General features: G+C 70.4%; 22 protein-coding genes and 1 pseudogene. 14 read left to right on the top strand and 9 right to left on the bottom strand.

The annotated features are described in order from the left end of the window. The first annotated feature begins 95 nt into the window (after positions 1 to 95). Entirely contained in the window at positions 96 to 1,664 is a 1,569-nt protein-coding gene (gene rmuC, locus ACWGSM_RS05460) for a DNA recombination protein RmuC (protein ID WP_452321946.1), read from the top strand. A 12-nt stretch (positions 1,665 to 1,676) separates the two neighbouring features. On the opposite strand, the gene menD is transcribed toward rmuC, so the two are convergent. After that, positions 1,677 to 3,431: a 2-succinyl-5-enolpyruvyl-6-hydroxy-3-cyclohexene-1-carboxylate synthase gene (gene menD, locus ACWGSM_RS05455; protein WP_452321945.1), complete on the bottom strand. Its 1,755-nt coding sequence runs from the start codon at positions 3,429 to 3,431 to the stop codon at positions 1,677 to 1,679. After that, entirely contained in the window at positions 3,428 to 3,769 is a 342-nt protein-coding gene (locus ACWGSM_RS05450) for a PLD nuclease N-terminal domain-containing protein (RefSeq protein WP_452321944.1), read from the bottom strand. The genes menD and ACWGSM_RS05450 overlap by 4 nt, the downstream gene beginning before the upstream one ends. An 86-nt stretch (positions 3,770 to 3,855) precedes the next feature. Between ACWGSM_RS05450 and ACWGSM_RS05445 the strand changes: the two genes are divergently transcribed. Beyond that, a complete protein-coding gene (locus ACWGSM_RS05445; protein ID WP_452321943.1) occupies positions 3,856 to 4,116 on the top strand; it encodes a DUF4229 domain-containing protein in 261 nt (86 codons plus the stop codon). 6 nt (positions 4,117 to 4,122) lie between these two features. Here the strand turns inward: ACWGSM_RS05445 and ACWGSM_RS05440 are convergent. The 3 genes and pseudogenes from ACWGSM_RS05440 to ACWGSM_RS05430 form a co-directional block, all read right to left on the bottom strand. Further along, positions 4,123 to 4,341: pseudogene (locus ACWGSM_RS05440) on the bottom strand (DUF4287 domain-containing protein); the annotation flags it as partial. Continuing rightward, complete coding sequence (locus ACWGSM_RS05435) at positions 4,340 to 5,305, bottom strand: 1,4-dihydroxy-2-naphthoate polyprenyltransferase (protein WP_452321942.1); 966 nt, start codon at positions 5,303 to 5,305, stop codon at positions 4,340 to 4,342. The gene ACWGSM_RS05435 and the pseudogene ACWGSM_RS05440, both read right to left, overlap by 2 nt. A gap of 50 nt (positions 5,306 to 5,355) precedes the next feature. Beyond that, a complete protein-coding gene (locus ACWGSM_RS05430) occupies positions 5,356 to 5,805 on the bottom strand; it encodes an Lrp/AsnC family transcriptional regulator (RefSeq protein WP_452321941.1) in 450 nt (149 codons plus the stop codon). Between the two features lie 72 nt (positions 5,806 to 5,877). Here ACWGSM_RS05430 and ACWGSM_RS05425 point away from each other — a divergent pair, with 72 nt between their 5' ends. Together ACWGSM_RS05425 and ACWGSM_RS05420 are read left to right on the top strand one after the other, a co-directional pair. Further along, positions 5,878 to 7,347: a DUF6421 family protein gene (locus tag ACWGSM_RS05425; protein WP_452321940.1), complete on the top strand. Its 1,470-nt coding sequence runs from the start codon at positions 5,878 to 5,880 to the stop codon at positions 7,345 to 7,347. 24 nt (positions 7,348 to 7,371) lie between these two features. Next, positions 7,372 to 8,013, top strand: a complete 642-nt coding sequence (locus ACWGSM_RS05420) for an SDR family NAD(P)-dependent oxidoreductase (RefSeq protein WP_452321939.1) — start codon at positions 7,372 to 7,374, stop codon at positions 8,011 to 8,013. A gap of 139 nt (positions 8,014 to 8,152) precedes the next feature. Here the strand turns inward: ACWGSM_RS05420 and ACWGSM_RS05415 are convergent, their stop codons facing one another. Further along, positions 8,153 to 9,508, bottom strand: a complete 1,356-nt coding sequence (locus ACWGSM_RS05415) for an MFS transporter (RefSeq protein WP_452321938.1) — start codon at positions 9,506 to 9,508, stop codon at positions 8,153 to 8,155. An 82-nt stretch (positions 9,509 to 9,590) separates the two neighbouring features. Between ACWGSM_RS05415 and ACWGSM_RS05410 the strand changes: the two genes are divergently transcribed. Further along, complete coding sequence (locus ACWGSM_RS05410; RefSeq protein WP_452321937.1) at positions 9,591 to 10,658, top strand: threonine aldolase family protein; 1,068 nt, start codon at positions 9,591 to 9,593, stop codon at positions 10,656 to 10,658. 13 nt (positions 10,659 to 10,671) lie between these two features. Here the strand turns inward: ACWGSM_RS05410 and ACWGSM_RS05405 are convergent, their stop codons facing one another. Continuing rightward, positions 10,672 to 11,265, bottom strand: coding sequence for an NUDIX hydrolase family protein (locus ACWGSM_RS05405; protein ID WP_452321936.1), 594 nt, complete (start codon positions 11,263 to 11,265; stop codon positions 10,672 to 10,674). A gap of 44 nt (positions 11,266 to 11,309) precedes the next feature. Here ACWGSM_RS05405 and ACWGSM_RS05400 point away from each other — a divergent pair, with 44 nt between their 5' ends. Both ACWGSM_RS05400 and ACWGSM_RS05395 read left to right on the top strand, forming a co-directional pair. Beyond that, positions 11,310 to 11,966 (top strand): alpha/beta hydrolase, encoded by a 657-nt coding sequence (locus ACWGSM_RS05400; RefSeq protein ID WP_452321935.1) that lies wholly within the window; start codon positions 11,310 to 11,312, stop codon positions 11,964 to 11,966. Between the two features lie 243 nt (positions 11,967 to 12,209). Next, positions 12,210 to 13,871, top strand: coding sequence for an ABC-F family ATP-binding cassette domain-containing protein (locus tag ACWGSM_RS05395; RefSeq protein WP_452321934.1), 1,662 nt, complete (start codon positions 12,210 to 12,212; stop codon positions 13,869 to 13,871). 51 nt (positions 13,872 to 13,922) lie between these two features. Here the strand turns inward: ACWGSM_RS05395 and ACWGSM_RS05390 are convergent, their stop codons facing one another. Then, entirely contained in the window at positions 13,923 to 14,333 is a 411-nt protein-coding gene (locus ACWGSM_RS05390; protein WP_452321933.1) for a DUF6157 family protein, read from the bottom strand. Between the two features lie 82 nt (positions 14,334 to 14,415). Here ACWGSM_RS05390 and ACWGSM_RS05385 point away from each other — a divergent pair, with 82 nt between their 5' ends. From ACWGSM_RS05385 to ACWGSM_RS05355, 7 genes are all read left to right on the top strand, one after another. Next, on the top strand, positions 14,416 to 19,122 hold the full coding sequence (locus ACWGSM_RS05385; RefSeq protein WP_452321932.1) for an Lhr family ATP-dependent helicase: 4,707 nt from the start codon (positions 14,416 to 14,418) through the stop codon (positions 19,120 to 19,122). Between the two features lie 12 nt (positions 19,123 to 19,134). Beyond that, positions 19,135 to 19,890, top strand: coding sequence for an EI24 domain-containing protein (locus ACWGSM_RS05380; protein ID WP_452321931.1), 756 nt, complete (start codon positions 19,135 to 19,137; stop codon positions 19,888 to 19,890). Next, positions 19,883 to 20,656 (top strand): DNA-formamidopyrimidine glycosylase family protein, encoded by a 774-nt coding sequence (locus ACWGSM_RS05375; protein ID WP_452321930.1) that lies wholly within the window; start codon positions 19,883 to 19,885, stop codon positions 20,654 to 20,656. The genes ACWGSM_RS05380 and ACWGSM_RS05375 overlap by 8 nt, the downstream gene beginning before the upstream one ends. 80 nt (positions 20,657 to 20,736) lie before the next feature. Next, positions 20,737 to 21,144 (top strand): transferase, encoded by a 408-nt coding sequence (locus tag ACWGSM_RS05370; protein ID WP_452321929.1) that lies wholly within the window; start codon positions 20,737 to 20,739, stop codon positions 21,142 to 21,144. 238 nt (positions 21,145 to 21,382) lie between these two features. Further along, entirely contained in the window at positions 21,383 to 22,078 is a 696-nt protein-coding gene (locus ACWGSM_RS05365; RefSeq protein WP_452321928.1) for a helix-turn-helix transcriptional regulator, read from the top strand. An 83-nt stretch (positions 22,079 to 22,161) separates the two neighbouring features. After that, positions 22,162 to 22,878: a LysR substrate-binding domain-containing protein gene (locus ACWGSM_RS05360; protein WP_452321927.1), complete on the top strand. Its 717-nt coding sequence runs from the start codon at positions 22,162 to 22,164 to the stop codon at positions 22,876 to 22,878. Positions 22,879 to 22,922: 44 nt separating this feature from the next. Then, the gene (locus ACWGSM_RS05355; RefSeq protein WP_452321926.1) at positions 22,923 to 23,639 is read left to right on the top strand and encodes a glutamine amidotransferase-related protein; all 717 of its coding nucleotides are present in this window, start codon (positions 22,923 to 22,925) and stop codon (positions 23,637 to 23,639) included. Positions 23,640 to 23,676: 37 nt separating this feature from the next. Here the strand turns inward: ACWGSM_RS05355 and ACWGSM_RS05350 are convergent, their stop codons facing one another. Beyond that, positions 23,677 to 24,138, bottom strand: a complete 462-nt coding sequence (locus tag ACWGSM_RS05350; protein ID WP_452321925.1) for a glutaminase — start codon at positions 24,136 to 24,138, stop codon at positions 23,677 to 23,679. Positions 24,139 to 24,164 lie beyond the last annotated feature (26 nt).

Raw genomic sequence — 24,164 nt, 5'->3', positions numbered from 1 at the left:
GCAGACATCATGCCCCTGCGAGGCGCGACCGCGCAGCGCGCCGCACTCAGCGGGGCTGAGCCGAAGTGTCGGTGGCCTGCTTCACAATCGGATGCATGGACACCGTTCTCGCCATCGTCATCGCGCTGGTCGCGGCCGCACTCGCCGGAGCGCTCGGCTTCGTGGTCGGCTCTCAGCGCGGCCGCGCGGCCGATGACGATCAGCGTGCCGAGGCGACGGCTGCGCGACTGCGCGTCACCGCGCTCGAGCGGGATGCCGAGGCGCTGCGCGCCGAGACCGCCTCTCGCGTGCAGGACGAGCGGATGCTGGCCGATCGGCGTGTCTCCGAGGCCAGGCAGCTGGCCGAGACGGCGCTCGCAGACGCTCGACGCGAGGCGCAGGAGCGGCTCGAGCACGAGCGGGCGGAGCATGCGCGGCGACTGGTCGAGGTGCGCGAGGAAGCCGACGCGGATGTGCTCGCGGAGCGCCGTCGTGCCACCGAGCGCCTGGACGAGCTGAAGGCCGATCAGAAGCGGCTCGCCGACGAGTTCGATGCGCTCAGCCGCCGGGCGCTCGAGGCGAACACGAAGGCGTTCCTGCAGCAGGCGGAAGAGCGTCTCAAGCGCAGCCAGAGTGAAGGAGCGGCCGAGCTGCAGAAGCGGCAGGATGCCGTGCAGCAGCTCATCGACCCGATCCAGAAGACGCTCGACACGGTGAAGTCGGAGATGACGACCGCCGAGAAGACGCGACTGGAGGCCCATGCGGCGCTCGCCGAACAGCTGCAGTTCATGCGCCAGTCGTCGGAGACGCTCGGTTCCGAGACCCGCAACCTCGTGAACGCGCTGCGCGCGCCGCAGGTGCGGGGCCGGTGGGGCGAGCTGCAGCTGCGGCGCGTCGTCGAGGCCTCGGGCATGGTGAATCACGTCGACTTCGACGAGCAGCTGCACCACGCGACCGACGACGGGGCGCTGCGGCCGGATCTCGTGGTGCACCTGGCCGGCGACAAGCGCGTCGTCGTCGATTCGAAGGTCGCGTTCAGCGGGTACCTCGAGGCGATGGAGGCCACCGACGACACCGTCCGCACACAGCGGCTGCAGGCGCACGCCCGCCATCTGCGCAAGCACATCGACGACCTCGGCGCCAAGGAGTACTGGGACGTCGTGGCCGGCTCGCCCGAGTTCGTCGTGATGTTCGTGCCCGCCGAGCCGTTCCTGGCTGCTGCGCTGGACCAGGACGCGACTCTCTACGAGTACGCCTTCGAGCGCAACGTCGTGATCGCGACGCCCTCGACGCTCGTCGCGCTGCTGCGCACCGTGGGGCACGCGTGGCGGCAGGATCAGCTGGCGCAGGAGGCGCAGCAGATCTTCACCGTGGGCAAAGAGCTGCACAAGCGGCTCGGCACACTCGGGCAGCATCTGGCCAAGCTCGGTCGCAGTCTCAACTCGACCGTCGACGCGTACAACCGGTTCGCCGGATCGCTCGACCGCAACGTCGTCACGCAGGCCCGCCGGTTCAGCGCCCTGCAGGGGCTCGACGACGTGCTCACCGAGACGCAGCCGGTGGAGGCGCAGGCGGTCGCACCGCAGAAGAGCGATCTGTACGAGATCGAGGCGGGCGGCGCCGACGCTTCCGACGAGCGCTTCGCGAGCGCCGACCTGGGCGAGATCACCCAGCGCCTCGACTGACGATGCTCGCCCTCAGCGCTCGAGCGGCACCTCGATGATCTGCGGCCCTGCGATGGCGGAGGTCAGCGCCTGGTCGAGCGCGGAGCGCGTCGTCACCCGCTGATACTCCCACCCGTACGCCGCGGCCAGCTCGGCCAGCTGCACGCGGTGCGGGGTGTAGAACACGCGATCGAGGTCGGCCTGCGCTGCGGAGGCGGCCACCTCGAGGCCGTCGAAGATCGTCCCGCCGCCGTCGTTGCCGACGATCACCTGCACCCGCGGCGCCGGCTCGTCGGGCGGCAGCAGCAGCGCGCCGACATCGTGCAGGAAGGCCAGGTCGCCGAGCAGCACCCGAGTCACCCCGGGGGCGCCGTCCGCCTGGCTGGCCAGCGCGATGCCGATGCCCGTCGCCACCGTCCCGTCGATGCCCGCCAGCCCCCGGTTCGCGTGCACCGGCACCTTCTTGCCGCCGAGCACCTGATCCGCCACACGCACCAGGCGCGACGATCCGAACATGAGCCGGTCGTGCGGCCAGGTTGCGCGCCACACGGCATCCACCAGGATCTGCCGGTCGACGCGCCTGCGCACCGCGTCGAGCTCGGCACGCACCGCATCGAGGCGTACGGCGCTGTCATCGGAATACAGTCCCTTCTGGTCGGGCGCCGGCGCGCTGAGGTCGACCGTGCGCGCCTGCGAAGCCGACATCCACTCCCCCAGCCAGGCCCGATCGGCCGCACCGGGCTCGACGGCGAGCGCGGCGGCGGGACGGGTGCGTCGGTTGAGATTCAGCTGCTCGCCGCCGCGTCGCACGGCGATCACCTCGATGTCGGGGCGCGCGAGCAGCGCGGCGACCTCACGGGTGAGGGTGGGATGCCCGAACACGACAACCCGTTCGATTCGGCCTCCGAGTGCCGCATCGCGCAGCAGCTCCCGATACCCGTGCACGAGCAGGCGCCCGAAGCGCGCGCCGCTGACGATCTCGGCGATGAGGGGCCAGCCTCCGTCGTGCGACAGCTCTTCGGCATCCGGTCCGGCATCCGCCCCCGCGACGACCACCGTGCGGGGCCCGCGCACCAGCACGACGGGCTCGACGGCGTCCGACGCCGGCAGCCGGCCGGGCGCGGCCGCGACGTCGCCGGGCGCCGACAGCGGCTCGCGACTGGGCAGGTTCAGGTGCACGGGGCCGCGGACCCCCGCGAGGCCGTCTCCGTCGAGACCGAGCGCTGCGCGCACGGCCCGCTCGCCCAGGCCCGACCACGCCGTCTGAGATCGCAGATCGTCCGCTCGTGCACCGGCGTGTTCACTCTCGACACTCCCCCGCGGAACCGATCCGTCTGCGATCTCCGACACGGCATCCACCGAGTCGGGCACGTCGGCATCGACGTGCAGGCGGACGAACGGGCCGAAGAGGCCCGGCTGCACGGTCGCCTGGTTCGCGCCCACGCCGCGCAGCTCGGGAGGCCGGTCGGCGGTCAGCAGCAGAAGGGGCACTCCCGAGTGGTAGGCCTCCATGGCCGCAGGCAGCAGGTTGCCCGCCGCCGTGCCCGACGTGCAGACGACAGCGACGGGAGCGCCTGTCTCGCGCGCCAGTCCGAGCGCCGTGAACCCCGCTGCCCTCTCGTCGATGCGCACGTGCGATCGCAGCGCCCCGGTGCGAGCGAGTGCGGTCGCCGCGAGCGCGAGGGCCTGCGAGCGCGAGCCCGGTGAGAGCACGAGGTCGCGCACGCCGTGCGCGATGAGCTCAGTGAGCAGGTCGGCCGCCGCGTCGCTCGCCGGCGATCCCGTCACGGGCGAGGTTCCGTGCCGTCGGTCTCGTCGTCGAGGCGCGCGAGCTCCTCTTCCAACTGCCGGATCCGGGCATCCTGCTCCGTCGAGCTCATGCGCTGCAGGGCAACCGGGTCGTCGTCCGGCCCGGTCACGAAATCGCTGATCAGCTCGCCGCGGCGGCGGCGGCCGATCCAGAACCAGAGGATGCCGCCGATGACCGGCAGCAGAACGACGATCAGAACCCACGCGCCCTTCGACACTCCGCGGTGCCGGCCGGCAGGCTGCGCGGCCACGTCGACGATGCTGAACACCCAGAAGATGACAGCCAGAAAACCGCCGACGATCAGGAGACGAGCCATACTCCCAGTGTAGTTCGCCCCGGACCGCGTGGGTCCGGGCAGTCAGCGCACAGCAGGCGCCTAGGCCGCGCTCGTAGACTGTCGGGGTGAAGCTGCCACCCCTCCTCGTGTACACCGTGCTGCGGCTGCTGGCGTTCGTCGTGCCGCTGGGGATCCTGTGGCTTTTTCCCGTCTTCCGCGAGTACTGGTGGCTGGCTGCGCTGTTCGCCGCCCTGATCGGCATGAGCATCTCGCTGCTGTTCCTGCGGGCGCCGCTGTCGCGCGCATCACGCGAGATCTACGCCAAGCGCAACCGGGATCGCGGTCACACCGACGAGGACGCAGAGGATTCCGCCTCCGGCGCGTGACGCGATTCAGCCGGCGGATGCCGGGTTGCTGGCCTTGCCGTCGAGCCACAGCGTGTCGGACGCATCGGCGTGCGCGCCGTCGCCGCCGACGTGCTTGTCGCTGATCTGCGGCCCCCTGGTGATCACGTGCACGAGTGCCATGCCGTAGCCGCGCGAGAGGTCGTAGTCGGCCTTGAGCCATTCGAGGATGGGCGCTGCTTTACTGCTCTTCGACCCGCGGCGTTCAGCCCACGAGCGCCCAGTAGATCAGGCCGGCGTAGGCCAGCGCAGTCAAGGACGTGAGCCCCAGCGCGACGACCAGTTCGCGGGGGTGACGGTGGAACCAGACGATGATGATCGCCACCAGCCCTGAGAGCAGCGCGAGCATCGAGAGCCACGCGATCGGGTAGAGCACGGCGATCCACGCAGCCAGCACGAACGGGATCACCACGAACACCGTGAACAGCACCTTCGTCGCGCGCCTGCCGATCAGCACCGAGAGGGTGCGCTTGCCGACGGCACGATCCTGATCGATGTCACGCAGGTTGTTGGCCAGCAGCACCGCGCAGGCGAACAGTCCCGCGGCGACGGCGACGACCCAGGCGACGGAAGGCAGATACTGCACCTGCACCCACGTCGTGCCGAGAGTGGCGACAAGCCCGAAGAACACGAAGACGAACAGCTCGCCCATCGCGTTGTAGCCGTACGGGCGCCTGCCTCCGGTGTAGAACCAGGCGGCGACGATGCACAGGGCCCCGACCGCGAGCATCCACCACTGCTGCGATCGGACGACGATGGTCAGACCGACCACGGCGGCGAGCGCGAAGAAGACGAGCGCGACCAGCAGCACCCGTTTCGCCGGGACGCGGCCCGACGCGGTCAGGCGGGCAGGACCGACGCGGTCGGCATCGGTGCCCCGGATGCCGTCGCTGTAGTCGTTGGCGAAGTTCACGCCGATCTGCAGCAGCACAGCGACGGCAAGGCAGGCGAGCGCGATGACCCAGTGGAAGAGGTGATCGACGGTCTGCGCCGCGCCGGTTCCGAGCACGACCGGGGCCACGGCGAGCGGCAGGGTGCGCAGACGGGCGGCGCCGATCCAGTCCTTCGCCGTCACCGGCTCGAGGGCGAGCACCGGGCGCTTCGCCGGGTTGCCGCTGGTGCGACGCCGCTGCGGAGCGCGCTTCTTCGTCTTCTTGGAGGAACCTGCCACGGCAGAGATCCTACTGTTCACGCCTTTGCTCGCCGCCGCCCCTCCCCGCGTCAGGCGGGTGCGACGATCGGCCGACGCTCGTAGAAGGTCTGCAGCACGACCGTGGTCCGCGTGCGGACGTTGGCCGCGATCCGGATGTCGCGGACGAGCTGCTCGAGGGAGCGGGGTGACTCCACCCGCACGAACAGCATGTATGCGGCGTCGCCCGCGATCGAGTGGCACGCCTCGATCGCGCTGAGGTGCTCGAGCATCTCGGGAGCGTTGTCGGGCTGGGCGGGATCGAGGGGCGTGATCTCGATGAACGCCGACAGGGGCGCGCCCACCTGCTCCGGATCGAGCACCGCCTGATAGCCGACGATCACGCCACGTGACTCGAGCCGCTTCAACCTCGACTGCACGGCCGAGGTCGACAGCCCCACCGCATCCGACAGCTGCGCGAGCGTGGCTCGCCCGTCGCGCGAGACGGCGGCGAGGATCGCGTGATCGACAGTGTCATCCATAGATGGAATAATAGAGGTGAAACATGTCTGCCACCGGAAATTTTCCGGTCTGTCACGCGATCGGAGGGTTCGATGTCCACCATCACCAACGCCACTCAGAGCATCATCGGCGAGCCCGAGGTCGTCGAGGACCCCTCTGCAGCCGAGCACAGCGCAGCGTGGAAGCTACTCAAGGACGCTGCGATCGCGATCCGGCCGCTGCAGGTCAAGGACGGTTCGATCCCTTCGACAGGCTCAGCGACCCAGGGGGAAGGCTCAGGGGCCCAGGCGGATGCCCACGAGGCGGCGGCACGTCACGTGGCGGCGATCATCTCCGGCATCCGGGCTCTCGCCCCCGCCTTCCCGCACGACGCGGCCTACCTCGACGCGCTCGTCGTCGACTTCCAGCGCTGGGCCGATGACGGTTTCGGCGTGCCGGATTTCCTCGACTCGCTGGTCGCCTTCCAGCCGCAGGAGCACCGCGTCGACGGCATCCGCCACCTCGTCGTCTTTCCGATGTACACGCAGAACGGCTCGAGCGACCGACTCGTCGAGGCGCTGATCGTCGAGACCATCTGGCCGGAGTTCATCGCCGAGCTCGAGGCGGGCGACTACGGCAACAAGCTGTTCGTCTCGCTGCGCCTGGTCGATTTCACCCCCGGCTACGACACCAACTCCGCCGTGCTGTTCCCCGAGACGGTCGCCATGCGCGAGATCCCCTCGTTCACCTGGGGCGCGATCTTCCAGGACCGCGAGGCCGCGCGCTACCGCCGCGTGGTGCGCGCGGCGTCGGAGATCACGAACCTCGACCTGCCCGATCGCGCCAAGGCGATGCTGGATGACCAGCAGATGACCGAGAAGACGTTCGTGATGTGGGACATCATCCACGACCGCACGCACATGCGCGGCGACCTGCCGTTCGACCCGTTCATGATCAAGCAGCGGATGCCCTTCTTCCTCTACTCGCTCGAGGAGATGCGCTGCGACATGACCGCGTTCCGCGAGTCGGTGAAGATCGAGCGCGCGTTCGACGTCCGGGTAGCGGCCGGTGAGACCCTCACCGAGACCGAGCAGGAGATGCACGATTACGCGCACCTCGTGCAGTACGCCGTCATCTTCGACCGCATCTTCCGGTTCGCGATCACCGGCAACCGGGTGCGCAACTACGACGCCGTCGGCGGTCAGCTGCTGTTCGCCTGGCTGCACCAGCGCGGTGTGCTGCACTGGACCGACACCGCGCTCGCGTTCGACTGGGAGAACGTGCCCGACGCTGTCGTCGCGCTCGGAGATGCGATCGACGACCTGTACTGGCACTCGATCGACCGCCCCAAGGTGGCGCACTGGCTCGCCGCGTACGAGCTCGTCCGCGGCACCCTCACCCCGCACCCGGCATCGCAGTGGGCGCGGGGGCTGTCTGACGAGGTCCTCGCCGGCGCGCCGAAGGGCTACACCGATGCCGTGCTGGACGACGAGTTCCCGCTGTCGATGTTCTTCGAGACGCTCGACAAGAAGATGAAGCCGGTGATCGAGTCGACCGTGGGCATCCGGGGCACCGACAGCTGACACCGTCGTTTCAGGGAGCGCATCATGAGCATCCACCGCACCGTCGTCCTCGCCGGCGCCACCAGCGACGCGGGTCTCGCGACCGCCTCCGCGCTGATCGCCGCCGGAGCGCGAGTGATCGCGACGGGCCGCTCGGAAGAGCGTCTGACCCCGTTGCGGAATGCCGGGGCGCAGATTCAGGTCGCCGATGCGACCTCGTTCGCCGAGATGACCGCGCTTGCGGCGCGGCTGGGCACCGTCGACGCCGTGATCCCGCTCGTCGGCGGCTGGCGCGGCGGTGGCGGGCTCGCCGGGCAGAGCGATGCGGACTTCGACGCGCTGCTGCCGGCTCTGCAGGCGGTGCGCGCGACGAGTCGCGCCTTCGACGCGGCCATCAGTGCGTCGGACGCCGGTCGCTTCGCGATCGTGTCATCGACCGTCGTGACCAGACCGCTCGCGGGCGGGGCCAACTACGCGGCCATCAAGGCGTCGAGCGAGGCGTGGACGCGTGCCGTCGCGCAGGGGTACGCCAGGGCGGCGCGGGATGCCGGCGCCGCCCTGCGCACGGCATCCGTCATCTTCCGTGCCGAGGGCGCCCTGCAGCCGGACGCGCTGTCGCGGGCGGTGGTCGCGCTGTGGGATCGGGATGCCCCGGACCTGAACGACACCGTGATCACGCTCGGCTGAGCACGTCAGAGTACGAGCCGCATCACGGCACGCCGGGGACGATCGGGCGCGTTACCTCGCGGAATCCGGCCGCTGCGAACCGGACGACCCCTTCCATGGCACGGGCGAGTTGAGCAGCCGCGCGTACAGGCTGCGCCGGTCACGCGGACTCCTCCGCCTCGACTGCCTCAGGTTCCGCGGGTTCGGGCGCCTGGGCGTACAGCTCGGTGAGCAGTCGGTACGAGCGCGTGAAGAACGCGAGGCCCGCCGCGACGACCATCACCAGGCCCGCGAACAGGCAGACCAGGGCGATACCGCGCGCCTGGCCGTCGCCGAGCAGCCATTCCCACCGCATCCGGCCCCCGTCGCTGCGCGTGTAGGGGATGATCAGGAACTCCGCGATCGGCGCGATCAGGAACGCCGTGACCGGAGCTGCAGCAGCCTCGATCGCCTGTGCCACGCCGAAGACGCGACCCTGCCTGGCGTACGGGACGACCTTCTGGATCACGGTCTGCTCTGCCGCCTCGACCGGTGGGATCATCATCATGTACAGCCACATGCCGACGACGAACAGCGGCCACCACTCGCGCAGCGTGAACACCGCCCCGATGATGCCCATGCCCGCGACGACGAGCAGCATGGTGCGCACGGGGCGACTGCCGAGCCCGAACTTCGCGACCAGCGCGCCGCCGATGAGGAATCCGGTCGAGGAGAAGGCGAGCGCGATCCCCCACATCTGAGCGGAGAAGAGCGTGAGCCCGTAGGGGTCCATCAGGGCCATGTACACACCGCCGATGAGGTTGTTGAACGTCGAGAACACGATCAGCGCGAACAGGCCGGGAGCGGCGCGGATGGCCTTCACGCTGCCGTGGAAGTCGAGTGCACTCGGCGCATCGGGATCGCGCTGCGGCGCCTCCTCGGGGATGCGCACGAACAGCAGGTGCCCGAATGTCACGATCATCGCGACGATCGCGATGATCAGTGTCCATCCCATGCCGAGGAAGCCGATCGACAGACCTGAGAACACGCTCGTCACGAGAAACGCGATGCCCTGCACGGTGCCCACCAGGCCGTTCGCGTTGGCGTGCCTCTCTTCGGGGATCAGCAGCGTGACCGTCGTCGACAGCGCGATGTTGCGCAGTTGCTCCACGACGCCGCCGATGAGGATGATCAGCGCGAACGCCCAGAACCACGGACCGCCCATCTCGAGCAGCGCCGACTCGGGCTGCCACAGATAGAGCACACCCGCCGCGCCGAACGCGACGGCGGACACGACGCTCGAGATGAGCATCACGGTGTGCTTGCGGTAGCGGTCGACGATGGTGCCGAACACCATCGAGAAGAAGGCGATGAGCAGCATGTACGCCCCGCCGATGATGCCCGTGGCCAGCACGGACCGCGTCTCGATGTACACCCAGAACGTGAGCGCGAACCACAGGAAGCTGGTCGTCACGTTGGCGATCAGCGTGTTCACGAGCACGTTCGTGAACGCCCTCGTCTTCGCCGTTGCGGTCACGGGTCGAGGGTAAACTTGGCCACCGACATCCGACAGGTGCCCGCCGCAGATCCGCACATCCGCCAACCCCTAAAATCAGACGGTGAGCACTCTGCATGACAGCGCCGTCCGCGGCTTCGCATCCGACAACTACTCCGGCATCCACCCCGAGGTGCTGGCCGCGATCTCCGCCGCCAACGGCGGTCACCAGGTCGCGTACGGGGAGGACCAGTACACCGAGAGGCTGCAGCAGGTGTTCCGACGCCACTTCGGCGACAGTGCGCAGGCGTTCCCCGTCTTCAACGGCACCGGCGCGAACGTCACCGGCCTGCAGTCGATGATCCCCCGCTGGGGCGCGGTCATCGCGGCATCCACCGCGCACATCAACGTCGACGAGGGCGGCGCCCCCGAGCGCATCGGCGGCTTCAAGCTGCTCACCGTGCCGACCGACGACGGCAAGCTCACCCCCGAGCTGGTAGACCGCGAGGCGTGGGGCTGGGGCGATGAGCACCGCGCGCAGCCGCTGGTCGTCTCGATCACCCAGTCGACCGAGCTCGGCACCCTCTACACGGTCGACGAGATCAAGGCTCTCGCCGACCACGCGCATGAACGCGGGATGAAGCTGCACCTCGACGGCGCCCGCATCTCGAACGCGGCCGCGGCCCTCGACGTGCCGCTCGGCGCCTTCACGACCGACGTGGGTGTCGACGTGCTCAGCTTCGGCGGCACGAAGAACGGCGCGATGCTGGGCGAGGCGATCGTGGTGCTGAATCCGGATGCCGCCGAGGGCCTGCTGTACAGCCGCAAGTTCAACATGCAGCTGTCGTCGAAGATGCGCTTCGTGTCGGCGCAGCTGATCGCCCTGCTCGAGGGCGACCTGTGGTTGCGCAACGCCCGTCATTCCAACGCCATCGCGCAGCGTCTGCGCGCCGAGGTAGAGCAGGGCATCGCCGACGGCAGCATCCACGGCGTCGACTTCACCCAGCCGACCCAGTCGAACGGCGTCTTCGCGACCCTGCCGGACGGAGTCGCCGACCGGCTGCGCGAGAAGTTCCGCTTCTACGACTGGGATGCCGCCCGCAACGAGGTGCGCTGGATGTGCTCGTTCGACACGCAGGAGTCCGACGTCGACGCATTCGTCGCCGAGCTCGCGCGTCTCACATCACGCTGACACGGCGACCTCGTCAGCGCAGCAGTCCGAGGTGCGCGAGCGCCTGGCGGATGAGAGTGCCCCGGCCGCCTTCGAGGTCGGCCGCGAGCGAGTCGGACGCCGCCTCCTCGGGTGAGAACCAGGTCACCTCGAGCGCGTCCTGCCTCGGTTCGCAGGTGCCGGTGACGGGCACGACGAAAGCGAGCGACACGGCGTGCTGGCGGTCGTCATGGAACGCGCTCACGCCGGGGATCGGGAAGTACTCCGCCACCGTGAACGGCGCCGGCGACGCCGGCAGCAGCGGGAACGCCATGGGGCCGAGATCGTTCTCGACATGGCGGAACAGCGCATCCCGGATCGTCTCGCCGTATCGCACTCGCCCCGAGACGATCGTTCGGGTGATCTCGCCGAGCGGGGTCGATCGCAGCAGCACGCCGATCGACGTGACCTGACCCGACCCGTCGGTGATCACGGGGACCGCCTCGACGTACAGCATGGGCAGGCGGCGACGGGCCTCCTCGAGCTCGATGTCGGTGAGCCAGCCCGGGTTCGCGTCGGCCTGACGCGCGCCGTCGTAGCCGAAGTCGTCGTCGGGCTCGGGGCCGGGATCAGGAGTGCGCACCGCCATGGCTTATTTCTACCAGCGTCGGAGACGACTGGCAGGATGTCAGCGTGACAGTCTCGATCGATTCCTCCGTGACGCTGTGGTCGCCTGAGCCGCGCGACGGCAAGCCGCTGCTGGTGCTGCTGCACGGCTACGGCGCCGACGAACGCGACCTGTTCGGGCTGATCCCGTACCTGCCCGAGGGCATCGCGGTCGCCGCCGTCGGCGCGCCGCTCACGCCGCCGTGGCCGATGCCGGGCCGGTCGTGGTACGCGATCGATTCGCTCGACACTCGGGATGCGGCGGGCATCACCACCGCGGCAGAGGCGCTGCTCACGTGGCTCGACGAGGCATCAGCCGGCGCCCCCTCGATCGCCCTGCTCGGTTTCTCGCAGGGCGCGGCGGTCTCGCTGCAGGCGCTGCGTCTCGACCCCTCCCGGATCGACGCGGTCGTGGCGCTCAGCGGTTACGTGGCGACGGGTGATCTGCCGAACGACGAGGTGCTGCGCGAGCAGCGTCCGCCCGTCTTCTGGGGGCGCGGCACGCAGGATGACGTCATCCCCGCGGGCCTGGTCGACCACACGGCGCAGTGGCTGCCGGCGCACACCGAACTGTCGGGGCGCGTCTATCAGGGGCTCACGCACTCGATCTCGGAGCAGGAGCTGTCCGACGTGCACGTCTTCCTCTCGCAGTGGAACGATGCGGTCGAGAAGAAGGCCCCCTGAATCGCGACACACCCGGTTGCGCATCGCCGGAGCGCGCAGGTAAAGTCACAGCGTCCTGTCCGCCGTGTCTGGAAGTCCCTTGATCTGATCCGTCGCCTCCGCGTATCCATCCACGCGCTGATCCGACGATCCTTCCCGCCGCACAGGCATCCACTCCGGAATCGCCATCTTCGACGTTCCTCGAGGTCTCTTCCGAGACCGTTCGTCGGCATCCGCGCCCCCGCACACTTCCGGGAGTCGCTCATGTCATCACCGCACACCTCCACCCCTGCCGTCGCCCTCGATCGGGTCTCGTTCACCTGGCCCGACGGCGCCACCGCCCTCGACTCCGTGTCCGGGTCGTTCGAATCGCATCGCACCGGCCTCGTCGGGCGCAACGGCGCCGGCAAGTCGACGCTGCTGCGTCTGATCGCGGGCGAGCTGACGGCCACGTCCGGTCAGATCCTGCGCTCGGCGGCCGTCGCACACCTGCCGCAGCGCCTCACCCTCGAGACCGATCGTCGTGTCGCCGACCTGCTCGGCATCGCGACCCGGCTCGACGCGGTGCGGGCCATCGCCACGGGAGACGTCGACCCCGCGCGCTTCGACGCCGTGGGCGACGACTGGGACATCGAGGCGAGGGCCGAGGCATCCCTCGCCGAGGCCGGACTCGATCCGGGGTTCCTCGACCGCACCGTGGGCGAGCTGTCGGGTGGCGAAGCCGTGCTCGCCGCCGTCGCCGGCATCCGCTTGCGCCGCGCACCGATCACGCTGCTCGACGAGCCGACCAACAACCTCGACCGGGAGGCGCGCGCGCGGCTCGGCGAGATGGTGCGCGCCTGGAAGGGGGCGCTGATCGTCGTGAGCCACGATCTGTCGCTGCTCGAGCTGATGGATGACACCGCTGAGATCCACGGCAGCGAGCTGAGCATGTTCGGCGGCCCGTACTCGCAGTGGCGGACGTGGCTGGATGCAGAGCAGAGCGCATCGCGGCAGGCGGAGCGTGACGCCGCGCAGGCGTACCGCAAAGAGAAGCGGCAGCGGATCGAGACGGAGGCGAAACTCGCCACCCGGGCACAGATGGGCCGCAAGGCGTTCGACGAGAAGCGGGTGCCGAAGATCGTCGCCAACGGTCGCAAGATGGCCGCGCAGGTGTCGGCGGGCAGGCTGCGCACCGAGGCAGGGGGCAAAGAGGATGCCGCCCGTCACGCCTTGGATGCCGCAGGGCGGCGGATCCGCGACGACGACACCATGAAGATCGACCTGCCCGATCCGGGGGTGTCGACGTCCCGCCGCATCGCGACGATCGGCGACGGCGCGCGCACGTGGATCGTGCAGGGACCGGAGCGGGTGGCACTGATCGGCCGAAACGGGGTCGGCAAGACCACCCTGCTGCGCCGGCTGGTGGCATCCTGTGCTCACAACTCAGGAGCTTCCGCCGGACCGGGGTCGGAAACCGCCGTTCCCGAGGTGCTGCGGCCGGTTCTCCTGAATTGTGAACCGCACACCGACCGCATCGGGTACCTCTCGCAGCGGACCGACGGGCTCGATGAGCAGGCGTCGGTGGTGCAGAACGTCGCCGTGGCTGCGCCGCAGGTGCCCGACAGAGAGCTGCGCAACAGGCTCGCGCGGTTCCTGATCAGAGGCGTCGCGATGGACCGGCCTGTCGCGTCACTGTCTGGTGGCGAGCGGTTCCGGGTCGTGCTGGCGACGCTGCTGCTCGCCGACCCGGCCCCGCATCTGGTGGTGCTCGACGAGCCGACGAACAATCTCGACCTCGACACGGTCGACCAGCTCGTCGAGGCGCTGCGGGCCTACCGCGGCGCCGTGCTGGTCGTGAGCCACGACGACGTGTTCCTGGGGCGGCTGGGGGTGGACCTCACGCTCGAGCTGGATGCTGAAGGACGGCTCACCGAGGTGAGCTGACTACGAGCGTGGCGGGCGGGCCGATGCCCCGCCGCCACCCTCTTCGCGCTCCTACGCCTTCCGACTGGAGCGCATGGCGCGCGTGTGGGCGATCGCCGGGTCGGCGGCGAGCGCGGCGTACTCCTCGGAGTCGCGCGGGAACATCGCGACGCGGCCGTGCTCGTCGTGATGAGTGCCCCAGCCGTAGCGCTTGCCGAGTGGTGATGCGCGCAGGCAGGCCTGCCCCTTCGAGAAGAACTCGGCCCTGGCATCCGCATCGCCCGGATCGATGCCCTTGCGCAGCGCGTGCGTCTCGAACAGCACGTCATCGGACGTGCGGGTGTACGGCTCTTCGCTGAGCAGGCGGTAGTGCAGGGCGGCGATCGACAGGTTCTCGGCGATCGGCGGCTCGACCCCGTACGCGGCCGGGCAGTCCTCGCTGACCTCGATGAACGTGTTCGTGTAGTTCGTCGTGTGCGCCATGGCGCCAGCATCCCCTACCCCTCCGACGTTGTCGAGAGCAAGGCACAGGTGCAGTGTCGGGGGCCTGGCCCATCATGGAGGGATGAGCGATGTGCTCGACAGATTCACGCCCGCGACGCAGGACTGGTTCCGCGGGGCGTTCGACGCGCCCACGCCCGCGCAGGCCGGCGCGTGGGACGCGATCTCCGCCGGACGAAACGCCCTTGTCGTCGCGCCGACCGGGTCGGGCAAGACGCTGTCGGCGTTTCTCTGGGCGATCGACCGCGTATTCCGCGAGCGGGCGGCCGGTGCGGCCGCGACACCGGATGCCGAGCAGCGCGCTTCGCGCACCCGCGTGCTCTACATCTCGCCCCTGAAGGCTCTGGGCGTCGACGTCGAGCGCAACCTGCGCTCACCGCTGATCGGGATCGGGCAGTCGGCGCGACGCCTGGGCGTGCCCGCCCCCGAGATCACCGTGGGGGTGCGCTCAGGCGACACGACCTCGAGCGATCGGCGCAAGCTCGTCAGCGACCCGCCCGACATCCTCATCACGACCCCCGAGTCGCTGTATCTCATGCTCACCAGCCGCGCCGGTGAGACGCTGCAGAACGTGCACACCGTGATCATCGACGAGGTGCACGCCGTGGCCGCCACCAAGCGCGGGGCGCACCTGGCGGTCAGTCTTGAACGCCTCGACGCGCTGCGTACCGCCCGGGGCGCGGAGACGCCGGCGCAGCGGATCGGCCTGTCGGCGACCGTGCGACCGATCGACGAGGTCGCCCGATTCCTCGGCGGGTCCGCTCCGGTCGACATCGTCGCCCCCCGCGCCGTGAAGACCTTCGAGCTCGGTGTGGTGGTGCCGATCGACGACATGCGCAATCCTCCCCCACCGCCCGGCCCTTCGACAGGTTCAGGGGGTCACAACGGCGAGCCGGCCGAGTACACCGAGATCACCGGATCGGTGTGGCCGCACGTCGAGGAGGCGATCGTCGACAGGGTGCTCGAGAACCGTTCGACCATCGTGTTCGCGAACTCCCGCCGCCTGGCCGAGCGCCTCACGGGCCGACTCAATGAGATCTACGCCGAGCGCATCGGGATGCCGGTGCCGGAGAGCTCAGCCCCTCCCGCCGCGATGATGGCGCAGGCAGGCGCCACCGCAGGTGCGGAGCCGGTTCTCGCGAAGGCCCATCACGGGTCGGTGTCGAAAGAGCAGCGGGCGATCGTCGAAGACGAGCTGAAGTCGGGCGCGCTGCGCTGCGTCGTCGCGACGAGCAGCCTCGAGCTCGGCATCGACATGGGCGCCGTCGATATGGTCATCCAGGTCGAGGCGCCGCCGTCCGCAGCGTCCGGTCTGCAGCGCGTCGGCCGCGCCGGCCACCAGGTCGGTGAGATCAGCCGGGCATCGCTGTTCCCCAAGCACCGCGGCGACGTGCTGCACACCGCGATCGTCACTGAGCGGATGCTCGCCGGGCAGATCGAGGCGATCGCCGTGCCGCGCAACCCGCTCGACATCCTCGCGCAGCAGACCGTCGCCGCCTGCGCCCTCGAGGCGATCTCGGTCGAGGAATGGTTCGAGACCGTGCGGCGCAGCGCGCCGTTCCAGACGCTCCCCCGCTCGGCGTACGAGGCGACCCTCGACCTGCTCGCCGGCAAGTACCCGTCGGACGAGTTCGCCGAACTGCGCCCGCGGGTCGTCTGGGATCGCGATGCCGGCACCCTGACCGGCCGGCCGGGAGCCCAGCGCATCGCCGTCACCAGCGGCGGCACCATCCCCGACCGCGGGCTGTTCGGCGTGTTCGTCGCCGGCGAGACCACGGGGGCTCGGGTCGGCGAGCTCGACGAGGAGATGGTCTACGAGTCGCGCGTGGGCGACGTCTTCACCCTCGGCACGACCAGCTGGCGCATCGCCGAGATCACCCACGACCGGGTCAACGTGCTGCCGGCGTACGGCCAGCCGGGCAAGGTGCCGTTCTGGCATGGCGACGGCATCGGCCGCCCCTTCGAGCTCGGTGAAGCCCTCGGCCGGTTCTCGCGCGAGGTCTCGACCGCCGCACCTGCGAAGGCGCAGCAGCGTCTCATCGACGCGGGCCTCGACGAGCGCGCCCGCGACAACCTCATGGGATATCTGACCGAGCAGCGCGAGGCGACGGGAACCCTGCCGACCGACCGCACGCTCACGGTCGAGCGGGGCCGTGACGAGGTCGGCGACTGGCGGATCATCCTGCATTCCCCGTACGGCATGAAGGTGCACGCGCCGTGGGCGCTGGCCCTGAACGCGCGGGTGCGCGAGCGCCTCGGCGTCGAGGGGTCGGCCGTGGCGAGCGACGACGGGATCATCGTGCGGATCCCGGATGCCGATGCGCAGCCACCCGGTGCAGACCTGTTCGTCTTCGACGCCGACGAACTGGAGCAGATCGTGACCGCCGAGGTGGGCGGGTCGGCGCTGTTCGCCTCCCGGTTCCGGGAGTGCGCGGCCCGCGCCCTGCTGATGCCGCGGATGAATCCCAACAAGCGCACGCCGCTGTGGCAGCAGCGCCAGCGCTCGGCGCAGCTGCTCGAAGTCGCACGGCGGCATCCGACCTTCCCCGTGATCCTCGAGACGCTGCGCGAGGTGCTGCAGGACGTCTACGACCTGCCGTCGCTGCGACGGCTGATCACCGACATCGCCGAGCGTCGCATCCGGCTGGTCGAGACCGAGCCCGCACAGCCCTCCCCCTACGCGCGCGATCTGCTGTTCGGGTACGTCGGCGCGTTCATGTACGAGGGCGACTCCCCGCTGGCAGAGCGGCGTGCCGCGGCGCTGTCGGTCGATCCGGCGCTTCTCGGAGAGCTTCTCGGCACGGTCGAGATGCGCGAGCTGCTCGACCCCGACGTCATCGCGCAGTTCGAGCGCGAGGCGCAGCGGCTCGACCCGCAGCGCCGGGTGCGCGGCGTGGAGGGCGTCGCAGACCTGCTGCGCATGCTCGGGCCGCTGGATGCCGAGGAGGTGGCGCTCCGGCTCGAGGGCACCTCGACGGGCTCGGGGACGGGCACTGCCACCGAGGGGACGGGATCGGCAGCGCCGGGCACGGATGCCTCGGCCCCGTCGTCCCCACATCCCGCATCGGTGACGGCAGTCGATGCTGCCGCCCTGCTCGCCGAGCTCGTCACCGCCCGCCGCGTCATTCCCGTCACCATCGCCGGCCGCTCGCGGTTCACCGTGATCGAAGACGCCGGCCGCCTGCGCGACGCGCTCGGTGTCGCACTTCCCACGGGCATCCCGGTCGCCTTCCTCGAGCCAGTGGCCGATCCGCTGGGCGACCTCGTGTCGCGCCATGCGCGCACGCACGGTCCGTTCACCACAGGCGACGTCGCCGCTCGCTTCGGCATCGGCGCGGCGGTCGCGCGGCACACGCTCCAGCGCCTCGAGTCGGCCGGGCGGCTCACGAGCGGGTTCTTCCTGCCCGCCGCGTCAGCCGCAGCCGACGGGTCGAAGGAGTGGTGCGACGCCGAGGTGCTGCGCCGTCTGCGGATGCGCTCACTCGCGGCGATTCGCGGCAGTGTCGAGCCGGTCAGTCCACAGGCGTACGCGCGGTTCCTGCCCGACTGGCAGCATCTTACGCGCCCGACGGAGGGCGTCGACGGCGTGCTCAGCGTGATCGAGCAGTTCGCCGGTGTGCCGATCCCCGCCAGCGCTTGGGAGTCGCTCGTTCTGCCCGGCAGGGTGCGCGACTACTCGCCCGCCCTGCTCGACGAGCTCACCGCCGCCGGCGAGGTCGTGTGGGCAGGCCACGGATCGCTGCCCGGTCGCGACGGCTGGGTCTCGCTGCACCCCGCCGACCTCGCGCCGTTCACCCTTCCGATGCCGGAGGAGGTGCCGGCGGCCGGCTCTCTCGAAGAGAAGGTGCTCGATGTGCTGCGCCTCAGCGGTGCGTCGTTCGCCGGCGCGCTGAAGGCGATGACCGGCGCCGAGAACCAGCAGGCGGTGCTCGAGGCGCTGTGGTCGCTGGCCTGGCAGGGGCACATCACGAACGACACCTTCGCTCCCGTCCGTGCGCTCATCGCGGGTGGGTCGCAGGCGCACAAGACCGCGCGGCGCGCCCCGCGCACCCGCACGTACCGCGGCATCTCGCTCGCGCGTCCGAGCGCCCAGCCGTCGACCGCCGGTGCCGGTGGCCGCTGGGCGGTGCTGCCGGAGACCGATCCGGATGCCGCGCGCCGCGCCACCGTGACCGCGGGGCTGCTGCTCGATCGCTACGGCGTCGTCACTCGCGGGGCTGTGCAGGCGGAGGGCGTCCCCGGCGGCTTCGCGCAGGTGTACCGCGTGCTCGCGGGGTTCGAGGAGGCCGGCCACTGCCGCCGCGGATACGTGATCGAGAAGCTCGGTGCGGCCCAGTTCGCGGCGTCCACCACCGTCGACCGCCTGCGCACCTTCGCGGGCCTCGCCGATCCGCCGCCGCGCAACGCGGTCACCCTCGCCGCCACCGACCCGGCCAATCCGTATGGCGCCGCGCTCGCCTGGCCGCGTCTGGAGACGGTGTCGCACCGCCCCGGCCGGAAGGCCGGCGGTCTGGTCGTGCTCGTCGACGGCGAGCTCGTGTTGTACCTCGAGCGGGGCGGGCGCACGGTACTCGCCTTCGACGACGACCGCGACGTGCTGAGAGCCGCCGCCGCCGACCTGGCCGCCACCTCGAGGGCGCGCCGGCTCGAGACGCTCACCGTCGAGAAGATCAACGGCGAGGGCGTCTACGGCACGCCGTTCGCGCTCGCCCTGCAAGAGGCCGGGTTCGTGGCGACGCCGCGCGGCTACACGCTGCGCAAGGTCGTCTGATTGACTTCACCCATGGTCAGCGAGTTCGGCACCGGCATCCGCTACCTCGGACGCGGCTTCGGATACTGGCGGCGACGCCCGGGGCTGATGGCGGTCGGCCTGGTGCCCGGTCTCATCGCGCTCGCCCTGCTGGCCGCCGCGATCATCCCGCTGCTGCTGAACCTCGGCGGCATCACCGCGTGGGCGACGCCGTTCGCCGACGCGTGGGCACCGTTCTGGCGGGATGCCCTGCGCACCGCCCTGGGAGTGGTCGCGGCGATCGCTGTGCTGGCGTTGGCGAGCGTGACGTTCACCGCGCTCACGCTGCTGATCGGAGACCCGTTCTACCAGCGGATCTGGCGCGCGATCGAGACAGACCTCGGCGGCGACGTGCCCGAGGGGGACGGCGGATTCCTCGTGGCGCTCGGTGAGAGCATCCGCCTGATCGCGCTCGGTGCGCTCGTCGCTCTGCTGGCCCTCGCGATCGGCTTCCTCCCGCTCGTCGGCGCCCCGCTCGCCGCCGTCTCGAGCGTGCTGCTGACCGGACGCCTGCTCGCCCGCGAGCTCACCGGCCGGGCGCTGAACGCCCGCGACGTCCCGTCCGTCGAGCGCTCGCGGCTGTTCGCAGCACGTCGCGCACGCCTGCTCGGGTTCGGCGCCGCCACGCAGCTGTGCTTCATGGTGCCGCTCGGGGCCGTGTTCGTCATGCCGACGGCGGTCGCCGGCGCCACCGTGCTGGCGCGTGACCTGCTGCGCGAACGCTCGTCGACGGTGGAGCGTCATGCCTGAGGGCGACACGATCTATCGCGCGGCTCGTCGCCTCGACACCGCGCTGCGCGATCAGGAGTTGACGCGGTTCGACCTGCGCGTGCCGCGGCTCGCGACTGCAGACCTCACCGGGCAGATCGTGCACGATGTCGTCCCCCGCGGCAAGCATCTGCTGATGCGGATCGGCGAGTTCACCCTGCATTCCCATCTGCGCATGGACGGCGCATGGTTCACGTACCGCCCCGGCGAGAAGTGGCGTCATCCCGCGTTCAAGGTGCGTGCGATCGTGGGCACCGCCGAGCACGAAGCCGTGGGGGTCGACATCGCCGAGGTGAAGCTCGTGCCCACCCGCAGCGAGGGTGAGCTGGTCGACCACCTCGGACCAGATCCGCTCTCCGAGGAGTGGGATCTCGACGAGGCCATCCGACGCCTCGCCGCCGACGCACGACCGATACACGTCGCCCTTCTCGACCAGCGCAACGTCGCCGGATTCGGCAACGAGTACGCGGCTGAACTGCTGTTCCTGCGCGGCATCCTGCCCGAGACGCCGGCGCCCGAGGTCGATGTCGCCGCCCTGCTGGACCTCGGTGTGCGGACGATCCGGGCGAACCGCGACCGGATGGATCGCACCTTCACCGGCGACGCCAGACGCGGCTTCACCGACTGGGTATACGGGCGCGCGGGGCGCTCGTGCCGACGCTGCGGCACGCCGATCCGCAAGGGCGAACTGGGGGCCGACCCGACGCGCGAGCGCGTCACGTTCTGGTGCCCGAGCTGTCAGCGGTGAGCTAATCCCTCCCGGGGAATGAATCAAGCCCCCTCCTGGTTGTAGATATATCCGGAAGACTCCGGAACACGGGAGGAAACGTGGGCAAGAACTACATCGATATCGAGGACGACCAGGGCGCCACCCTGCGATACCGCAAGCACGTCAACGGCCGCGGGCTCGTCGCGCATGGCGCGAAGGTGCACCCGAAGGCTCTCATCGAGGCCGGTGCCTATGTCGAACCCGGCGCTCGAGTGGGCGCCGGAGCGCGGGTCGCGCGCGGCGCCTGGGTGGAGCCGGATGCCGTGATCGGCGAGAACGCGCGGATCGACGCGCACGCGCACATCGGCGCGGGCGCAGCCGTCGGCGACGGTGCATGGATCGGCGTCCGCACCGAGATCGGCGCGGGTGCGCACGTCTCACGGGGCACGCGCATCGGGCACGACGAGAGCGTCGCCCCTGGTCTCACGATCATCACCGACCGGAAGGGTCTCTGGCTGGCAGCCTGAGACCCTCACATGAAGAGCCCGCGCGGTCGCATCGGCCGGCGGGCTCTCGCATGCTCGTACGTCTTCGCCTTCGACGGCCGTGCGGACGGGCGATCGGCTCAGCGCCTCCGCTGCTGCCAGCCGTACCCCTGCCCCGCTTCGAACGCTCATCCTGGAGCATCCTTTCTAAATGAGGTTATTGCTAAAATTAGAAGTGAGAGCTTCCACAGAGAAGAAGCTCTGCTCTCAGAGAGGCATCATGGACATCTCCGCACGGGCGTCGAGCATCGGGGCTCTCGCCGATGAGACGCGGCGGGCGCTCTACGAGCACGTCGTCAGCCAGCCCGACGCGGTCACCCGCGAAGCGGCCGCCACCGCTGTCGGCGTGCCGGCGCACATGGCACGCTTCCATCTCGACAAGCTCGTCGAGGCGGGACTTCTCGAGACCGAGTTCCGACGACTGAGCGGCCGCGCGGGCCCAGGCGCCGGCCGCCCATCGAAGCTGTACCGGCGAGCCGGCCGCACGGTGAGCATCTCGCTGCCCGAGCGCCGCTACGACCTGGTCGGGCACGTGCTCGCCGGCGCGATCGAGCGTGCCGACGCGGGGATGCCGTTGCGGGATGCCCTCGACCAGGTCTCGCACGACGAGGGCCGCTCGATCGCCGGGTCTGCCGCAGACGCCGACGATCGTGACGAGGTCGACCGACTCACGGCCGTGCTGACCGCGCAGGGCTTCGAACCGCGACGCGAAGCCGATGGCGCCGCCGGCGGCGACGCCGTCATCCTCTCGAACTGCCCGTTCGACTCCCTCGCCCGGGAGCACACCGAGCTGGTCTGCTCCGCCAATCTGTCGCTGCTTCGCGGCGTGCTCGACGGCCTGCACTGCGACCATCTGCGTGCGTTCGGCGAGCCACACGCGGGACGCTGCTGCGTGGTGATCCGTCCGCAGCGCTGATCGCGCAGGCGACCGGCCGTCCTCGTCGGGCCGGCGCACCGGCCACCGCGACGCGCCGGCGACGCGGCGGGTACGCTGAACCGGTGAAGAACGACCGTCGCCGCGCTCCGAAGGGCGGGCGGCCGCGCCCCGCGAAGACGCAGAGGCCGGCGCAGAAGCGCACTCCGCGCCCCTCGCCGCAGCCCGCACCCACCCCTCCGATCGATGAGACACCGCGCGTGTTCCGCCTCGGCGTGATCCCCGGCGCCACCCCGGGCAAGTGGGTGGATGCCTGGAAAGGGCGGATGCCGCACGTCGACATCGAGCTCGTGCCCATCACGGTCGCCGGTCAGCGTGCGGCCGTCGACGACCTGGATGCCGCTCTGGTGCGCCTGCCGCTCGACGACCGCGAGCACCTCCACGTGATCCCGCTCTACGACGAGATTCCCGTGGTCGTGTCACCCGTCGATTCCTTCCTGATGGCGACCGATCGGCTCACCGCGGACGACCTCGCCGGGCAGGTCCTGATCACCCCGGGCGACGACGTGCTCGGCCCGCTCGATCTGCCCACGCAGGCGCCGTCGTTCCCGACGATCGCCTCCACCGAAGACGCCGTCGCGACCGTCGCCTCGGGCGTCGGCATCCTGGTCGTGCCGATGTCGCTCGCCCGGCTGCACCACCGCAAGGACGTCGACTACCGCCCGCTCCTCGGCGGACGCACCTCGACGGTCGCCCTGGCGTGGCCGCGCGCGGCGACGACACCCGACGTCGAGGCATTCGTCGGCATCGTGCGCGGACGCACCGCGAACTCGTCGCGCTGAGTCGTCAGCGCGGCCGGCGGTATCCCGGCCAATAGACTCGGCGCATGTCCTCGGTGCTGTACGTCTGCGTTCGACCTGAACGGAGCGCGGCAGATGCCGAGCACCGGTCGTTCCGTCGGGGGCTGGGCCTGGCGGCACTCGACCGCATCGATCTGCTGCACGCCTCTCTCGAAACGGTGGAGTGGCAGCAGTACGAGGGATTCGTCATCGGCGGGTCGCCGTTCAATGTGACGGATGCCGAGAAGGGCGAGCACCAGAGGGCGGTCGAGCACGACCTCGAGCGCATCGCGAAACGCGTGCTCGACGGTGCCGCGACCGCGCTGTTCACCTGCTACGGCATCGGGGTCGTGACGCGGATGCTGGGCGGCAGTGTGCACACCGCTCAGCCCGAGCAGGCCGGCGCGGCCACAGTGCATCTCACCGATGCCGGGATGGCGGATCGGCTGTTCGGCCCGAGCGCTCCGAGCATGTCGGTGTTCACCGCGCACAAGGAGTCGGCACGCGAGACCCCTCCCGGCGCGGTGCTGCTGGCCACGAACGACGCGTGCACCGTGCAGGCCTACCGCGTCGGCGACCGGCTGTACGCCACGCAGTTCCACCCTGAGGCGTCACCGCAGGACTTCGCCGATCGGATGGCCGTGTACCGGGCATCCGGCTACTTCGACCCGCGCGAGTACGAGAGCACCGAGCGCGCCGTGCTCGATGCATCGGTCGAAGGCGAGGACCTGCTGCGGCGGTTCCCTGGACTGATACGAGGCTGAGCCCGTCCCTTCGGCAGGCTCACGGACCCAGGTCGGATCAGGGGCCGAGGGCGAGGGCGATCCGCTCGTCGAGGTACCCGCGCAACGGCACGAGCGCGCCGCCCGGCGACCAGCGCACGCCCGGCACCCCGTCGAGCAGGGCGAGAGGTCCGGACTCCCCGCCGGCATCCACGGCCGCGACGTCGAGCACCTGCCAGCCCACGTGCACGACCTCGCCTTCGGCGAAGCCGCCCCTGCGCGCCTGCGCCCGCCGCTCCGCTCTGGCTCGCGCGGATTCGGCCGGATATCCCCGGCGCACGGGGTCGGCCGCGCGCAGGATCTCGGCGGTCGACAGCACGCCTTCATCGGTGAGCAGCAGCACCCCGAGATGCCAGGCGGAACCCGCCGGGACGATCCGATCGGCACGCCACCGCGAGGTGCGCTCGCGGCCGAGAGACTCGCGCGGCACGCCGACCAGGCGCGACCGCGCATCCCGCAGCAGCTCCTGAGTCGCACCCATCCGACAAGGGTAACGATTGGGCGCGG

Source organism: Microbacterium sp. NPDC055521 (assembly GCF_053619695.1).
Note: the sequence above shows the minus strand (reverse complement) of the source record. Positions and strands in the feature narration are given on the sequence as shown.

Coding starts and splice junctions, on each gene's coding strand:
- ACWGSM_RS05380 (WP_452321931.1), top strand. CDS start 19,135: ATGGTCAGCGAGTTCGGCACCGGCATCCGCTACCTCGGACGCGGCTTC.
- ACWGSM_RS05390 (WP_452321933.1), bottom strand. CDS start 14,333: ATGGCGCACACGACGAACTACACGAACACGTTCATCGAGGTCAGCGAG.
- ACWGSM_RS05450 (WP_452321944.1), bottom strand. CDS start 3,769: ATGGCTCGTCTCCTGATCGTCGGCGGTTTTCTGGCTGTCATCTTCTGG.
- ACWGSM_RS05395 (WP_452321934.1), top strand. CDS start 12,210: ATGTCATCACCGCACACCTCCACCCCTGCCGTCGCCCTCGATCGGGTC.
- ACWGSM_RS05375 (WP_452321930.1), top strand. CDS start 19,883: ATGCCTGAGGGCGACACGATCTATCGCGCGGCTCGTCGCCTCGACACC.
- ACWGSM_RS05385 (WP_452321932.1), top strand. CDS start 14,416: ATGAGCGATGTGCTCGACAGATTCACGCCCGCGACGCAGGACTGGTTC.
- rmuC (WP_452321946.1), top strand. CDS start 96: ATGGACACCGTTCTCGCCATCGTCATCGCGCTGGTCGCGGCCGCACTC.
- ACWGSM_RS05405 (WP_452321936.1), bottom strand. CDS start 11,265: ATGGCGGTGCGCACTCCTGATCCCGGCCCCGAGCCCGACGACGACTTC.
- ACWGSM_RS05425 (WP_452321940.1), top strand. CDS start 5,878: ATGTCCACCATCACCAACGCCACTCAGAGCATCATCGGCGAGCCCGAG.
- ACWGSM_RS05420 (WP_452321939.1), top strand. CDS start 7,372: ATGAGCATCCACCGCACCGTCGTCCTCGCCGGCGCCACCAGCGACGCG.
- ACWGSM_RS05430 (WP_452321941.1), bottom strand. CDS start 5,805: ATGGATGACACTGTCGATCACGCGATCCTCGCCGCCGTCTCGCGCGAC.
- ACWGSM_RS05350 (WP_452321925.1), bottom strand. CDS start 24,138: ATGGGTGCGACTCAGGAGCTGCTGCGGGATGCGCGGTCGCGCCTGGTC.
- ACWGSM_RS05355 (WP_452321926.1), top strand. CDS start 22,923: ATGTCCTCGGTGCTGTACGTCTGCGTTCGACCTGAACGGAGCGCGGCA.
- ACWGSM_RS05365 (WP_452321928.1), top strand. CDS start 21,383: ATGGACATCTCCGCACGGGCGTCGAGCATCGGGGCTCTCGCCGATGAG.